Source organism: Kitasatospora sp. NPDC001095 (assembly GCF_053598615.1).
In genome coordinates this window covers 71,721-85,870 of sequence record NZ_JBSFKQ010000009.1, presented here as the reverse complement: position 1 = coordinate 85,870, position 14,150 = coordinate 71,721, and the positions used below count along the sequence as shown (strand labels likewise).

Here is a 14,150-nt window from a genome sequence, read left to right as displayed (position 1 = left end):
AACGGTACGACCCACCACCGACAAGCGGGGTCCTACCCGGCGCTGTCCCGGGCGAGGGCGACCAGGCGGGAGATGGCGCGCAGGTACTTCTTGCGGTAGCCGCCGCGCAGCATCTCCTCCGGGAAGACCTGGTCGAAGGGCAGGCCGGAGGCGGTGATCGGCAGCTCGCGGTCGTACATCCGGTCGGCCAGCACGACCAGGCGCAGCGCGGTGGACTGGTCGTCGACCTGCTTGACGCCGCGCAGGCAGACCGCGGTGACGTCGTCCAGCAGTGCGCCGTAGCGGCTGGGGTGGACGGCGGAGAGGTGGGCGAGCAGGGCGTCGAAGTCGTCCAGCGAGGCGCCGGGGGTGCGGGCCGCGGCGGCCGCGACGGCCTCGTCGGTGTACGGCGGCGGGGCGTCCGGCAGGCCGCGGTGGCGGTAGTCCTGGCCGTCGATCCGCATCGGGCGGAAGTGCGCGGACAGGCCCTGGATCTCGCGCAGGAAGTCGGCGGCGGCGAAGCGGCCCTCGCCGAGCTTCTCCGGCAGGGTGTTCGAGGTGGCGCACAGCTTCACGCCGTTGTCGACCAGCCGGCCGAGCAGGGTGGAGACCAGCACGGTGTCGCCCGGGTCGTCCAGCTCGAACTCGTCGATGCAGAGCAGGGTGTGGCCGGAGAGGGTCCGCACGGCCTGCTGGAAGCCGAGCGCGCCGACCAGGTTGGTCAGCTCGACGAAGGTGCCGAAGGCCTTGGGGCCGGGGGCGGCGTGCCAGAGCGAGGCGAGCAGGTGGGTCTTGCCGACGCCGTAGCCGCCGTCGAGGTAGACCCCGGCCGGGCCGGTGGGCGCGGGGGCGGAGCGGCGGAACCAGCTGCGCTTGGGCGCGGAACCGTTTCCTCCACCGAGGGTGGCCGCGAACTGCTCCAGGACCTGGACGGCCTCGTACTGGCTCGGCTGGGTCGGGTCCGGGATGTACGTCCCGAAGCTCACGTCGGCGAACCGGGGCGGCGGGACCATCTCGGCGACCAGCCGCTCGGCGGGCACCACGGGACGGCGGTCGGTGAGCGCGATCGGGGAGCCGGACACGGGGGCGGCGGTTATCGGCTCGGGCGCGGTTGCGGAGTGGGAGGCTGCGGGCACATCAGTAGAGGGTACGCCTGCCGGGTGAGCCGTCCGAACGACGCACGGGTCCGGACGCGGGGCCCGCGGCCCCGGACGGCCCTCGGCCCGCGGCCCCCGGACGGCGCCGGGGCCGCGGTGGAAGACTGAGGACATGCAACAGTTGATCAGCCCGCTGGACGGGCGGCTCGAGGATCCGGCCGCACTGGAATCGCTCGCCGCCGTGTACGCGTACCCCGAACAGGTGAATCAGGGGCGCCCCTGGCTGCGCGCCAACATGGTGTCCGGCCTGGACGGCGGGGCCAGGCTGGACGGGCTCTCCGAGGGCCTCTCCGGCGACGCCGACAAGCGGATCTTCGGGGTGCTGCGGGCGCTGTCGGACGTGGTACTGGTGGGCGCGGAGACGGTCCGCGCCGAGGGCTACCGGCCGGCCAGGGCGCGCAAGGAGTTCGCGGCGGCCCGGGCGGCGGCCGGGCAGGCGCCCGCCCCGGTGATCGCCGTGGTGAGCCGCTCGCTGCAGCTGGACCTGACGGCTCCGCTGTTCACCGAACCGCTGGTCAGGACGGTGGTGATCACCACCGAGGACGCCTCCGAGGAGCGCCGCCGGGCGGTCGCCGAGGTGGCCGACCTGGTGCTCGCCGGCACCGGCGCGGTGGACCTGCGGGCGGGCGTGGCGGCCCTGGCCGCGCGGGGCTGGACCCGCCTGCTGACCGAGGGCGGCCCGCGCCTGCTGGGGCAGCTCGCGGCGGCCGGCCTGCTGGACGAGCTGTGCCTGTCGCTGGCCCCGCTGCTCACCGGCGGCGACGCGCCGCGCATCCTCCACGATGCGCAAATGCCGGACGTGCAGCGGATGCGGCTGGTCTCATTGATCGAGCAGAAAGGTTTCCTCTTCACCCGCTACCTGCGTCGCCCGGGTTCGGATGACCCCGTGACCCCCTGATCGTGAGCCCGTTATGCGATGCCGGGGCCCGGGGGCCGGCCACTGGAAGGGACTCACGTGTTCAAGACGGTACTGATGATCGAAAAGGCTCTCTCGGACGCGGACGTGGAACTCGTCACCACGCTCCACGGCGAGGAGGAGGTGTCCTTCGTCGTCCTGATGCAGCCGCGCGGCAAGCAGGACGAACTGCTGCGGGCGCTCGACGACGTCGCCCTCGGCCACCTCGACAAGGTGGTGCACGAGCACGACGAGTCCGAGAGCGGCCCGACGGTGGCCACCGAGTCGCTGGAGCACAGCCTGCGCCACCTGCGCACGGCCGGGGCCGCGGCGGTGGGCGAGCTGGTGGAGGAGAAGCCGCTGGCGCGGCTGCGCGCGGTCGTCGAGGAGCAGCGGGCGGACGAGGTGGTGGTGCTCACCTCGCCGCACTTCGTCGAGGAGTTCTTCCACCGCGACTGGGCCTCCCAGGCCCGGCACAAGGTGGGGGTCCCGGTGCTCAGGCTGTTCGCCAGCGACTCCTAGCCCCGCCCGGTGGTGGTGCAGAATCGTCCTTGCGGTCCGCCCGCGAGGACGATTCCGTCTTCCCGTCCCGTCCGCCCGACCTGTCTGCCCCCGCCCGTACGGAGCCACGCTTTGAACGACGCCGCCCACGACCTGCACGCCCCGCACTTCATCGGCATCGGCGGCGCCGGGATGTCCGGCCTGGCGAAGATCCTCGCCGTGCGCGGGGCCGGCGTCTCCGGCAGCGACTCCAAGGAGTCCGAGACCGTCCTCGCGCTGCGCGCCCTCGGCGCCACCGTGCACGTCGGCCACGCCGCCGAGCACGTCCCGGACGGCACCAGCAGCGTGGTCGTCTCCAGCGCGATCCGCGCCGACAACCCCGAGCTGGTCGCCGCCCACGAGCGCGGCATCCCGGTGGTGCACCGCTCCGACGCGCTGGCCGCGCTGATGGGCGGCCGCCGGGCGCTGGCGGTGGCCGGCACCCACGGCAAGACCACCACCACCAGCATGCTCGCCGTCGCCCTCGGCGAGCTGGGCCTGGACCCGTCCTACGCGATCGGCGGCGACCTCGACGCCCCCGGCTCCAACGCCCACCACGGCACCGGCGAGATCTTCGTCGCCGAGGCGGACGAGAGCGACCGCAGCTTCCACAAGTACGCGCCCGAGGTGGCGATCGTGCTCAACGTGGAGCTGGACCACCACGCCAACTACGCCTCGATCGAGGAGATCTACGAGTCCTTCGAGACCTTCGTCGGCCGGATCGTCCCCGGCGGCACCCTGGTGGTCTCGGCCGACCACGACGGCGCCCGCGAGCTCACCTCTCGGGTGGCCGGCCGCGAGGGCCTGAACGTGGTGACGGTCGGCTCCGCCGAGGACGCCGACCTGCGGGTGCTCTCGGTGGTCGCCCACGGCATGACCAGCGAGGTCACCGTGCTGCTGGACGGCGCCGAGCTGTCCTTCACCGTCTCGGTGCCCGGCCGGCACTACGCCCACAACGCGGTGGCCGCCCTGGCCGCCGGCGTCGCGCTGGGCGTCCCGGCCGCGGACCTGGCCAAGGCGCTCGGCGCCTACACCGGCGTGCGCCGCCGCCTCCAGCTCAAGGGAGAGGCCGGCGGGGTCCAGGTGATCGACTCCTACGCCCACCACCCCACCGAGATGACCGCCGACCTGGAGGCGATCCGGGAGGGCCTGACCGGCGGCGGCCGGGTGCTGGTGGTCTTCCAGCCGCACCTGTTCAGCCGCACCCAGCAGCTCTCCGAGGAGATGGGCCGGGCCCTGGCGCTGGCCGACGCCTCGGTGGTGCTGGACATCTACCCGGCCCGCGAGGACCCGATCCCCGGCGTGACCAGCGAGCTGATCATCGACGCGGCCCGCCGGGCCGGCGCCGAGGTCACCGCCGAGCACTCCTTCGCCGCCGCCCCCGCCCTGCTGGCCGGCCTCGCCCGCCCGGGCGACCTGCTGCTCACCATGGGCGCGGGGGACGTCACCAACCTCGGCCCGGCCATCCTTGACCATATCGAGGGAGGCCTGACGCACCTCGCGAACGTTGCATCCAACGTCTGACCCACGTCCGTCCGACGTACGCCGCGACCGGGAGCCGTGAGATGAGCTACGAGATCGAGAAGACCGAGGCCGAATGGCGCGCCCAGCTCAGCCCCGAGGAGTACCACGTGCTCCGCGAGGCGGGCACCGAGCGCCCGTTCACCGGTGAGTACACCGACACCAAGACGGTCGGTGTCTACAGCTGCCGGGCCTGCGGGTCCGAGCTGTTCAGCTCCGAGACCAAGTTCGACAGCCACTGCGGCTGGCCGTCCTACTACGCGCCGCTGGCCGGGGACCGGGTCCAGTACATCGAGGACACCTCGCTCGGCATGCGCCGGGTCGAGGTGCGCTGCGCCAAGTGCGGCGGGCACCTCGGGCACGTCTTCGAGGGCGAGGGCTACGGCACGCCGACCGACCAGCGCTACTGCATCAACAGCGTCTCGCTGAGGCTGAAGCCGGCCGAGTAACGGCGTACGCGAGGGCCCGGGCACCCCGAGGGTGTCCGGGCCCTCGCGCTACCCCTCGACCGGCTGGAAGCGGACCGGCAGGTGCGTCAGCGCCCGGTGGAACGGGCCCGGACGCCAGAGCAGGTCCTCGGCCGGTGTGGCCAGTTCGAGGTCGCTGAGGCGGCTGCCCAGCTGCTCGATCGCGGTGATCGCGATCAGCAGGGCCGGGTCCCGGGCCGGACAGGCGTGCGGGCCGGCCGCCCAGGCCAGGTGGGCGCTCTCGCCGCTGCGCGGCCCGCTGTCCTCGGCGGGCGGCGCGGCCTGGGAGTTGGCGGCCGCGTACGAGACCAGCACCAGGGAGCCCGCCTCGATCTCTCGGCCGTGGAAGGTGATGTCGTACCGCGGGTAGTGGGCCGAGAAGTTGGCCATCGGCGGCGCGTGCCAGAGCACCTCGTCGATCGCCTGGTGGGCGGTCATCGCGCCGCCGAACAGCGAGCCGGCGTAGCGGGCGTCGGTGAGCAGGCGCAGCAGGGCGTTGCCGATCAGGTTGGTGGTCGGCTCGTGTCCGGCGATCAGGGTCAGGGTGATCTGCCGGATCACCTCGTCGTCGTCCAGCCCGACCGGGTGGGTGACGTACCAGGAGGTGAGGTCGTGCCGGGGGCGCTCGCGGCGCTCGGCGACCATCGCGGTGACCACCGCGAGGAGCTTCCCGTACGCGGCGCCCGCCTGTTCGGTGGACTCGATCAGCCCGGTGATCGCGGCCACCATCTCGCCGTGCTGCGCCTCGGGCACGCCGAACCAGGTGGTCAGCGCGAAGGCGGGCAACTGACGGGCGTACTCGGCGATCAGGTCGGCCCGCCCGACGGCGGCGAAGCGGTCGATCAGCCGGTGAGCGGTCTCGGCGACCTGGCGCTGGAGCCGGTGCGGTTCGAACAGCGCGAGGGCGTCGGTGATCACCGTCCGGTAGCGCGCGTGCGTCTCGCCGTCGCTGAACAGCGCGGTCGGGCGGTAGCCGAGCATCGGCATCAGCGGGGAGTCCGGCGGCAGGTTGTGCTGCCAGACCCGGGAGTCCTTGGAGAAGGTGTCGGTGTCGCGCAGCAGGTCCAGCGCGGCCTGGTAGTCGGTGACCAGCAGGGCCTCCACGCCGGGGGCGATCTCCACCGGGGCGACCGCGCCGTGCCGCCGCAGCCGCTCGTAGACCAGCTGGGGATCGGCGGCGAAGTCCGGGCCGTGGATCGGGGTCGGGCGGGACTCGGCGGTCACGGCTGCTCCGGTGTGACGGGGGCGGCGGGCGCCGCGGGCAGGGAGTCCAGGACGTGCTCGGCCAGCGCGATCAGCGCGTCCAGGCTGCTGTCGCGGTCCCGGGCGTCGCAGAGCAGCAGCGGGGTGGCGGCGTGCAGGTCCAGGTGGGTGCGCAGCACGTCGACCGGGTGGTCCGGTGCGTCCGGGAAGCGGTTGACGGCGACGGCGTACGGCAGGCCCTGCTCCTCGACCATGTCCATGATCTCGAAGGAGTCGGCCAGCCGTCGGGTGTCGGCGAGCACCAGGGCGCCCAGGGCGCCGCGGGCGATGTCCCGCCAGAGCGGGAAGAAGCGGCGCTGGCCGGGGGTGCCGAACATGTAGAGCACGACGTTCCCTGGCAGGGTGAGCCGGCCGAAGTCGACGGCGACGGTGGTGGTGACCTTCTCGGGCACGCCGGCCAGGTCGTCCACCGGACGGCCGGTCTCGGTCATCGCCTCTTCGGTGTGCAGGGTGGCGATCTCGGACAGGGTGCGGATGAGGGTGGTCTTGCCGACCCCGAACGGGCCGGCCACCACCAGTTTCATCAGCGTCTGGTCCTGGTCGGGCAGGTAGCCCACCCGGCTCTGGTCTTCCGGGCCCGGCCGGCCGGCCGGGTCACCGGAGCGCACGGAGTCCAACGAGGAGCCTCTCGACGATGGAGCGGTCGGTCTGCTGGGCGCGCGGGATCGGCGCGCGGGCGCGCAGGCAGCCCGCCTCGACCAGGTCGGCCGCGAGGAAGACGGTGGCGCTGACCGGCAGCCTCAGGTGCGCGGCGGCCTCCACCACGGTGAGCGCGCCCGGGCGCAGCAGTTCCCACAGCCGGCGGTGTTCGGGTTCGAGCGCGTTCGGCGGGTCGGCGCGGTCGGCGAACAGCACGGTCAGCCGCTCGAAGCCCTTGGTGCCGGGGCGGCTGCGACCGCCGGTGGCCAGGTAGGCGGGCACCATCCGCCTGCGGGGGGTGGCGGTCATGACCGCTCGTCGTCGTCCTGCCGCCGGGTCGGGCTCGCGAGCGCGCGACCGAGGGCGGCGACCTGCAGCTGCATCTGGTAGGCCACGTTGCCGAGTTGGGCTTCCGGCGAGGTGAAGACGGCGAGCGAGGTGTTCTCCCCGGCGGGCACCACGACGGCGTAGCCGAGGTCGGACTCCACCACGGTCTGGGCCAGCCTGGGCCGCTCGACGTCGGTGAACGCGGCGGTGAAGGCACGGGCGGCGGCGTGCACGGTGGCGGTCATCGCGGCGACCCGCTCGGCCGAGGCCCGCTCCAGGCCGTCCGAGGCACCCTCGACCAGGCCGTCCCCGGTGGCGATGACCGCGTGCAGCACCCCCGGCAGCTCCAGCAGCGGGGTCAGCACCCACGAGATCTCGTCGGTGGTGGTCGGGCTGGGCGTGCTGCTCACTGCTCTGCTCCTTCTAAGGTCGGACCGGCGCTCCGGGCGCCGGGGTCATGGTCGGCGGCGGTGTCGCCGGAAGTGCCGGTGCTGCCGGTGCTGCCGGTGCTGCCGGTGCTGCCGGTGGCGCCCGTACGCGTGCCGGTCGCGCCGGTGGTGCTGCCGGTGTTCGTCGTGCCGGTGGTGCTGTCGCTGTGTCCGGGAGCGGCCGGGCCGGGTGCGGCGCCGGCGGCCTCCTCGCGGGCGGCCCGGGCCACGGCGGCCCGGCCGGAGTCGGTGCCCCGCTGCAGCGCCTGCCAGTGGGCGGCGGCCCGCTCGGGGGTGCGGTCGGCCAGGGGGGCGGGGGCGGGCCCGGCGGCGGCCGGGCGCTCCGCGGCCAGCGGACGGCGGCGGCGCCGGGTCGGCAGGCCGGTGCCGTCGTCGACCGCGGGTGCCTCGGCCACGGGTGCCTCGACCACGGCCACGGCGGCGTCCACCGCGGGCGCACCGGCCGCCGCACCGGCCGTCGGCTCGTCGCCTTCCGGGCCTTCCGCGACCCGGTCGGGCACCACCCGGATCGCCGGGACCGGGTGCGGGCCCGGCCGGTTGTGGCGGTCGGCGAGCCGCGGGCCGCCCTGCTCGTCCACGTCGCGCATCGGCGGCACGGCCGCGACGGTGGGCGCCGGCGCCGGGCCGGGCCGCAGTGGCAGCGGGGTGAGCACCGACAGCTGCCGCTCGTCGTCCACGACGGTCACCAGCGCGGCCGGGATGCGCAGCACGGTCCGCATGCCGCCGTACGGCGAGGGCTCGATGTGGCAGGAGAAGCCGTACTGGCGGGCCAGCTTGCCGATCACCGCGAAGCCGGTCTTGGGCGGGTTGCCGAGCTCGGTGAGCAGCATGTCGGGCGGGCCGGCCAGCAGTCGGCGGGCGCGGCGCAGCTGGTCCTCGTCCATGCCGATGCCGCTGTCGTCGATGATCACCAGCGCGCCGCGGCCGCCCTGCTGGACGGAGACCGGGACGTCGGTCTCCGGGTGGGAGTAGGCGGTGGCGTTGGCGAGCAGTTCGGCGATGCTGACGGCGATCGGCTCGGCGGCCCGGGCGACCACGGCGAGGTGCTGCTCGCGCAGGTGGTTGGCGACCTTGATCCGGGCGTACCCGGGCACCCGGGAGAGTGCGCCGACGACCACCTCGGCGAGCGGCGAGTCGGTGCGGGCCAGGCCCGGCCAGGCCTCGCAGAGCACCGCGACGGTCTGGATCCGGCGCAGCGCGACCTCGTTGCGGAAGTCGACCTCCAGCAGCCGGGGGTCGTCGTTCTCGTGCTGGAGCTGCTGGACCAGGCTCTGGATCTGGTACAGCAGGGTCTGGATCCGGGAGGTGGCGCCGCGCATGGCGGCACGGGCGGCGGCGTCCACCCGTTCGCGCTCGTCGGCGAGGGCGGCGAGGGCGGCGTCCAGGACGGCCTGCAGCGCCCGGACCGCCTCGGGGCCGACGGCCTGCGGGTCCAGCGGGCCGACCAGCGGGGCGTTGGCGTGGGTGAGCCGTACGGCGGTGGCGGCGACCCGCTCCTGGGCGAGGTGGCCGATCTCGGCGAGCAGCGCGGCGCCCCGCGCCTCGGCGGCGGCGAGCGCTTGCTCGGCCCGCTCGGCGCGGGCGGTCGCGGCGTCGCCCTGCTGCACGGCCTCCCGGACGTCGGCCTGTGCCTGCCGGGCCGTCTCCTGCGCCTCGCGGACGCTGTCCTCGGCGGCCCGGGCGCGCTCCCGCTCCCGCCGGGCCTCCTCGGCGGAGTGCCGGGCGGCCTCCTGCGCGTCGCGCTGCTGCTGCTCGGCGCGGGCGAGCCTGCCCTCGGCGGCCCGGGTGCGCTGCTCGCCCCGGCCGAGCGCGGTCTCGGCGGCCGTCGCCCTGGCGAGGGCCCGGGCCCGGCCGCGGGCGAGCACGGCCGCGGCCACGGCGGCGACCAGCGCCAGGACGATCAGCGCGATCAGCGTCATCGAAGTCCTCGGGAGTGCTTGCGGGGTGGACCGGGTGGTGCGGCGGGGCCGGGGGGAGGCGGGGCGGGCGGGGTCAGTTCCGGACGGTGCGCGGGCGCGGGGCGCGGGCGGAGTCCTCGGCCAGTTCCCTGGCCACCATCGCGACCTGGCCCAGGGCCTCCAGGGCGCCGGGGGCCGCCGAGCCGTCCAGGTGCCGGTACTCGGCCGCCATGGTGAGCACCAGCCGCTCGGGCAGGCCGAGTTCGGGGTAGCGCTGCTCGGCGATCACCCGCCGGGCGGCGTCGAGGGCGGGTATCCCGGCGGCGTGCAGGGCGTGGGCGCGCCCGCGGACGTAGGCGAGGTAGCCGATGTGCTCCCGGACGCCGTCGCGGTCGAGCACCGGGCCGTGGCCGGGCACGAAGATCTCCGCGCCGGTGGCGAGGGCCCGCTCGCAGGCGGCGATGACGTTCTCCAGCGGTCCGGCCCAGTGCGAGGGGTGGTCGCCGGGCTGCTCGGGGGTCGAGGAGAAGATCACGTCGCCGGTGAACACCGCGCGCTGGTGCGGGAGGTGGACCAGCAGGTCGCCGCCGGTGTGGGCGGCGGGCAGGCTGGTGATCCGCACCGGGTAGCGGCCGACGGTCAGTTCCAGCTCACCGGTGAAGACGGTGTCGGGGCGCACCGGCTCGGTGTCGGACCAGTCGAACCGCCCGAAGTGCTCCTTCAGGTAGCCGCCGAGCGGCGAGTCCGGGTCGCTGCTGGCGACCAGGGCGTGCTGCTGCTTCGGGGTGGGCTCCCAGTGGATGTGCTCCAGCGCCTCGCGGGTGGCGATCACCTCGGCGTCCGGCAGCACCCCGGCGCCCCACAGGTGGTCCCCGTTGGCGTGGGTGACGACCACCCGGTCGATCCCGACCCCGTCCGGCAGCAGCCGCCGGCTCGCGGCGAGGAACTCCCCGGCCATCGAGGGGTCGTACGGCGTGTCGATCCAGAGCGCGGTGGTCTCCGAGGCCAGCAGCCCGCAGTTGGCCAGGCCCCAGCCCCGCTTCGGCGGGAGCCACACGTACAGGTCGTCGGCAATCGCGCTCACGTTCGCACGGCTGATCGTCATGTGCGCGATTATGCCCATGCAGTGACAGGAATGGAGCAAAACTATTACAGTTCAAGCCACTTCACGCCCGAAGGGGAATGGTCTGTCCCGTTTCGCCCCACGTAGTCTGGACCATATCTGGCCGAAGTGCCCCTGCCCCGGTTCCGGAGCGTCAGATCCCCTGCTCCAAGGGCGGCTTCGGCTGCTCCAGCTGCTTGGTCCCCTTGCGCTCCCCCGCGCAGCGCTCGTAGCCCAGCCACGCGTTGATCGCCAGCATCGGCGCGTTGGTCGTGTCGTTGCTGGTGTACGCGTGCCGCAGGCCGGCCGCGGCGGCGAGCCGCAGGGACTCCAGCTTGGCCAGCTTGGTCAGCCCCCGGCCGCGGAACTCCCGGCGGCAGGCGGTGAACGCGGACCAGTAGCGGCCCAGCCCGTCGGTCTGCGCCATGCTGAACGCGGCCGGGCGGCCGTCCACCACGGCGACCACGCTCAGGGCGAGGTCCCGGTCCGGCCGGGTCCAGTCGTTGCGCAGCCAGTCCTCGTACTCGTAGGCGTCCATCGGCACTTCGCTGCCGGGCTCGTCCAGGATGGCGTCCGCCTCGACCAGGAACACCGGGTGCGGGTCGGCCGCCCAGTCGGCGGCCGGGCGCAGCTCGACACCGGCGGGCCGGACGGGCGCCGCCGGCAGCGGCAGCGCCAGGTCCCGTCCGGCGAACTGCATGGTGCGTCCGAGCCGGTAGCCCCGGGCGGTGGCGAAGGCCAGCGAGGCGGGCTCGTCGTCCAGCCAGGTGTGCAGCTCCGTCACCCCGTGCCCGGTCAGGTGCCGTTCGGCCGCGGCCAGCAGCCCGGTGGCCGCGCCGTGCCGCCGGAACTCGGGCAGCACGCTGCCGTTGGCGTAGCCGACGCCCTGGACCGTCGTCCCGAGCACCACCCCGCAGCGCACCGCGCCGACCACCCGGCCGTCCAGCTCGGCGACGAAGGTGCGGAAGTGCTCCTCGGGGCTCGGCTGGGCGTTCAGCCAGATCAGGGTCTCGGCGGAGAGCACCAGGTGCTCGCGCCCGGCCCGGTGGGCCGCGGCCACGGCCTCGGCGTCCTCGGGGCGGAAGTCACGGATCGTCATGTGTGCGTTCGAAGAAGTCATGGATTCCCACGCTAGCCGCGCCCTGCCGTCCGGCGCCCTCGGTTTTCCCGCCGGCCTGGCACCCCGACCGATGGGCCGGCCCGGACCCCGGACCGGTGTCCCGACCCCCGGGGCGGCATGCTCAAATAATGCTCTGAGAAGACCGGGTGAGGCTTGGCAGCCACCCCGCCCGGGGACATTCTCAGCAGCACGGCCGCGCGGTTCCGGCGACGACGCCCGCACCGGTCGACGGCCCTTCCGACCCGGCCTCCCACCCGGCCCTCCGAAGGGGGCGAACGATGACCTCCCCTGCCCTGGACCTGCCCGCCTCCACCACCTCGACCCCGGAAACCCCGCCCCGCCTGGGCATCGGTCTCGGCTGGCGCAGCGAGATCGACACCGTGGTCGAACGCCAACCCGGCCTGGACTGGGTCGAGGTGGTCGCCGAGAACGTCTGCGCCGACCACCTGCCCGAATCCCTGACCGTCCTGCGCGGACGCGGCGTCACCGTCGTCCCGCACGGCGTCGGCCTCGGTCTCGGCGGCGCCGACCTGCCCGACCCCGGCCGCCTCGACCGGCTCGCCGAGGTCGCGCTGGCGCTCGGCTCCCCGCTGGTCACCGAGCACCTCGCGTTCGTCCGGGCCGGCGGCCTGGAGGCCGGCCACCTGCTGCCCGTCCCCCGCACCCGGGACTCGCTGCGGGTGATCGCCGAGAACGTCCGGATCGCCCAGGACCGGCTTCCGGTGCCGCTCGCCCTGGAGAACGTCGCCGCCCAGCTCGCCTGGCCGGACGACGAGTTCACCGAGGGCCAGTTCCTCGCCGAGCTGGTCGAGCGCACCGGCGTCCGACTGCTGGTGGACGTCGCCAACCTGCACACCAACCGGGTCAACCTCGGCATCGACCCGGCCGCCGAACTCGACCGCCTGCCGCTGGAAGCGCTCGCCTACGTCCACGTCGCGGGCGGCACCCTGGTCGACGGCGTCTGGCACGACACCCACGCCCACCCCGTCACCGCACCGGTGCTGGAGGTGCTGGCCGAACTCTGCGCCCGGGTCGCCCCACCCGGGGTCCTGCTGGAGCGGGACGCCGGCTTCCCGCCGCCCAGCGAACTCTCCGGTGAGCTGGACGCCATCCGCCGGGTGCTGGAGGGGAGCGCCCGGCGATGACCGACACCACGACAACGGAGCACGAAGGCCGGACCGCCCCGGCGCGGGAGGTCACCGGCCGGACCGCCGCCGACCAGGACCTCGCCGCCGCCCGGCGGCGCCTGGCCCGGCGCCAGGAGGAGCTGCTGGCCGCCCTGGTGGCCGGCGGCCCCGTCCCGCCCGGCTTCGACCGGCAGCAGGTCCGCGCCCAGTCGGCCGGCCTGGCCGCCAAGCGGCGGTCCACCACCGCCAAGGTGGCCCCGGAGCTGCCCCGCGTGCTCGGGGAGCAGTACGGACCGCTCTTCCTCGGCTACGCCCGCTCCCACCCGCAGACCGGCGGCTACCGCGCCGACGCCCGGGCCTTCGCCCAGTGGGTGCTCACCGACGGCGGCCCGCTCGCCGCCGAACGGCGCCGGGCCCTGGAGCAGTGGCTCCACCCGGCCCCCGTACGGCCGCCAGGCCCGCTCGCGCGCCTGCGCCGGGCACTGCGCAGACGGCGGCCGACGGCCTCCACGACGCCCTGACGAACCATCACCACCTCGGGGGAACCATCCATGTGGCACAACAGCTACTTCATCGTCCCGGCCCTCCTGCTGGCGGCCGCCGCCCTGTACGCCGCCCAGACCCGCCAGCGGATCGGCCGGGTCCGGTACGCCAAGGGCCTGCCCGGCCGCGGCCTGCCGCTGCTCGACGCCGCGTTCCTGTCCGGCGGACCGGGGCGGGTGTTCGACACCGCCGTGGTCCGGATGCACATGAGCGAGCAGGCCGTGATCAGCCGCTCCGGCCTGGTCACGCTCACCGGCGCCAAGCCGTACGACGCCGTGGACAAGGCCGTCCACGACGCCGTCGGCCCGACCGGGAGCCGCGGACTCGGCGAGCTGCGCCACACCGTGATGCGCTCCGCCGCCGTCCAGGAGATCGGCGACCGGCTCGCCGACCGCGGCCTGCTGCGCCACCCCGAGCGGCTGCGGCGCGCCCGCACCGCCCGCCGGCTGCTCTGGCTCGCGCTGCTCGTCGTGGCCGCCTCCGCGGCGGCCTCCCTGCTGCTCGACGACGGCGCCGCCGGGCACCAGCGCCCGAACCTCTGGACTCCGGGCCTCCTGCTGCTCGGCGGCTTCACCACCCTGCTCGCCACCCGGCCGGTCAAGGGCCGGATCACCCCGGCGGGGCAGCGCCAGCTCTCCCTGATGGGGGGCACGCCGTGGACGCCCCACTCCGGGATGCCGGCGCGGCTGGCCGGCGGCGCGCTGCTGGGCGCACTGGCGCTCGGCGGGCTGGCCGCCGCCGGGCTGGACGACCAGGAGCTGGAGGCCGCGATGCTGGCGGCGGCGGCCGAGGAGGAAGCCGTGCGGCAGGCGGTCTCCGCGAACGCCTCCGGGGCGTCCTCGTCCTCGACGTCGACCTCCTCGTGCTCCTCGGGGTCCGACGGCGGCTCCGCCTCCTGGTGCGGGTCCTCCGACTCCGGCTCCTCCGGTTCCGGCTCCTCCGGTTCCAGCTGCGGTTCGTCCAGCTGCGGCTCCTCGTCCTCGTCCAGCTGCAGCTCCGGTTCGTCCGGCTGCGGCTCGTCGTCCTCGTCCAGCTGCGGGTCCAGCTGCGGCGGCGGCTGCGGATCATGACGCCCCGGACGCAGGTGCGCGGGCAGGGCCCGGGGCACCGCCGGACGTCACAG

Annotated in this window: 13 protein-coding genes and 1 pseudogene; 6 read left to right on the top strand and 8 right to left on the bottom strand. The window is 74.8% G+C overall.

Annotation, left to right across the window (positions count from 1 at the left end; translation table 11 throughout):
* Positions 1-32: 32 nt before the first annotated feature.
* Positions 33-1,076, bottom strand: coding sequence for a cell division protein ZapE (zapE, locus tag ACWDBB_RS11215; protein ID WP_449789419.1), 1,044 nt, complete (start codon positions 1,074-1,076; stop codon positions 33-35).
* Positions 1,077-1,248: 172 nt separating this feature from the next.
* Here zapE and ACWDBB_RS11210 point away from each other — a divergent pair, with 172 nt between their 5' ends.
* From ACWDBB_RS11210 to msrB, 4 genes are all read left to right on the top strand, one after another.
* On the top strand, positions 1,249-2,034 hold the full coding sequence (locus ACWDBB_RS11210; RefSeq protein ID WP_449789320.1) for a pyrimidine reductase family protein: 786 nt from the start codon (positions 1,249-1,251) through the stop codon (positions 2,032-2,034).
* Between the two features lie 57 nt (positions 2,035-2,091).
* The gene (locus ACWDBB_RS11205) at positions 2,092-2,553 is read left to right on the top strand and encodes an indole-3-glycerol phosphate synthase (RefSeq protein ID WP_449789319.1); all 462 of its coding nucleotides are present in this window, start codon (positions 2,092-2,094) and stop codon (positions 2,551-2,553) included.
* 111 nt (positions 2,554-2,664) lie between these two features.
* On the top strand, positions 2,665-4,095 hold the full coding sequence (gene murC / locus ACWDBB_RS11200; protein ID WP_449789318.1) for a UDP-N-acetylmuramate--L-alanine ligase: 1,431 nt from the start codon (positions 2,665-2,667) through the stop codon (positions 4,093-4,095).
* Positions 4,096-4,136: 41 nt separating this feature from the next.
* Positions 4,137-4,541: a peptide-methionine (R)-S-oxide reductase MsrB gene (gene msrB, locus ACWDBB_RS11195; RefSeq protein WP_449789317.1), complete on the top strand. Its 405-nt coding sequence runs from the start codon at positions 4,137-4,139 to the stop codon at positions 4,539-4,541.
* A gap of 48 nt (positions 4,542-4,589) precedes the next feature.
* On the opposite strand, the gene ACWDBB_RS11190 is transcribed toward msrB, so the two are convergent.
* The 7 genes from ACWDBB_RS11190 to ACWDBB_RS11160 all read right to left on the bottom strand — a co-directional run bounded on the left by ACWDBB_RS11190 (position 4,590) and on the right by ACWDBB_RS11160 (position 11,357).
* Positions 4,590-5,783, bottom strand: a complete 1,194-nt coding sequence (locus ACWDBB_RS11190; RefSeq protein WP_449789316.1) for a cytochrome P450 — start codon at positions 5,781-5,783, stop codon at positions 4,590-4,592.
* Entirely contained in the window at positions 5,780-6,346 is a 567-nt protein-coding gene (locus tag ACWDBB_RS11185; RefSeq protein WP_449789418.1) for a GTP-binding protein, read from the bottom strand. The genes ACWDBB_RS11190 and ACWDBB_RS11185 overlap by 4 nt, the downstream gene beginning before the upstream one ends.
* A gap of 70 nt (positions 6,347-6,416) precedes the next feature.
* On the bottom strand, positions 6,417-6,770 hold the full coding sequence (locus ACWDBB_RS11180) for a DUF742 domain-containing protein (RefSeq protein ID WP_449789315.1): 354 nt from the start codon (positions 6,768-6,770) through the stop codon (positions 6,417-6,419).
* On the bottom strand, positions 6,767-7,198 hold the full coding sequence (locus ACWDBB_RS11175; protein ID WP_392878565.1) for a roadblock/LC7 domain-containing protein: 432 nt from the start codon (positions 7,196-7,198) through the stop codon (positions 6,767-6,769). Before ACWDBB_RS11175 ends, ACWDBB_RS11180 begins: the two co-directional genes overlap by 4 nt.
* Complete coding sequence (locus ACWDBB_RS11170; protein WP_449789314.1) at positions 7,195-9,156, bottom strand: ATP-binding protein; 1,962 nt, start codon at positions 9,154-9,156, stop codon at positions 7,195-7,197. Before ACWDBB_RS11170 ends, ACWDBB_RS11175 begins: the two co-directional genes overlap by 4 nt.
* A 73-nt stretch (positions 9,157-9,229) precedes the next feature.
* Positions 9,230-10,240, bottom strand: a complete 1,011-nt coding sequence (locus ACWDBB_RS11165; protein ID WP_449789313.1) for an MBL fold metallo-hydrolase — start codon at positions 10,238-10,240, stop codon at positions 9,230-9,232.
* A 151-nt stretch (positions 10,241-10,391) separates the two neighbouring features.
* On the bottom strand, positions 10,392-11,357 hold the full coding sequence (locus ACWDBB_RS11160) for an N-acetyltransferase family protein (protein ID WP_449789312.1): 966 nt from the start codon (positions 11,355-11,357) through the stop codon (positions 10,392-10,394).
* 278 nt (positions 11,358-11,635) lie between these two features.
* Between ACWDBB_RS11160 and ACWDBB_RS11155 the strand changes: the two are divergent.
* Positions 11,636-13,005, top strand: a pseudogene (locus tag ACWDBB_RS11155) (DUF692 domain-containing protein).
* A 30-nt stretch (positions 13,006-13,035) separates the two neighbouring features.
* Positions 13,036-14,097 carry a TIGR04222 domain-containing membrane protein gene (locus tag ACWDBB_RS11150; RefSeq protein ID WP_449789311.1) on the top strand — a complete coding sequence of 354 codons (1,062 nt, stop codon included), beginning with the start codon at positions 13,036-13,038 and terminating at the stop codon, positions 14,095-14,097.
* The last annotated feature ends 53 nt before the right edge of the window (positions 14,098-14,150 follow it).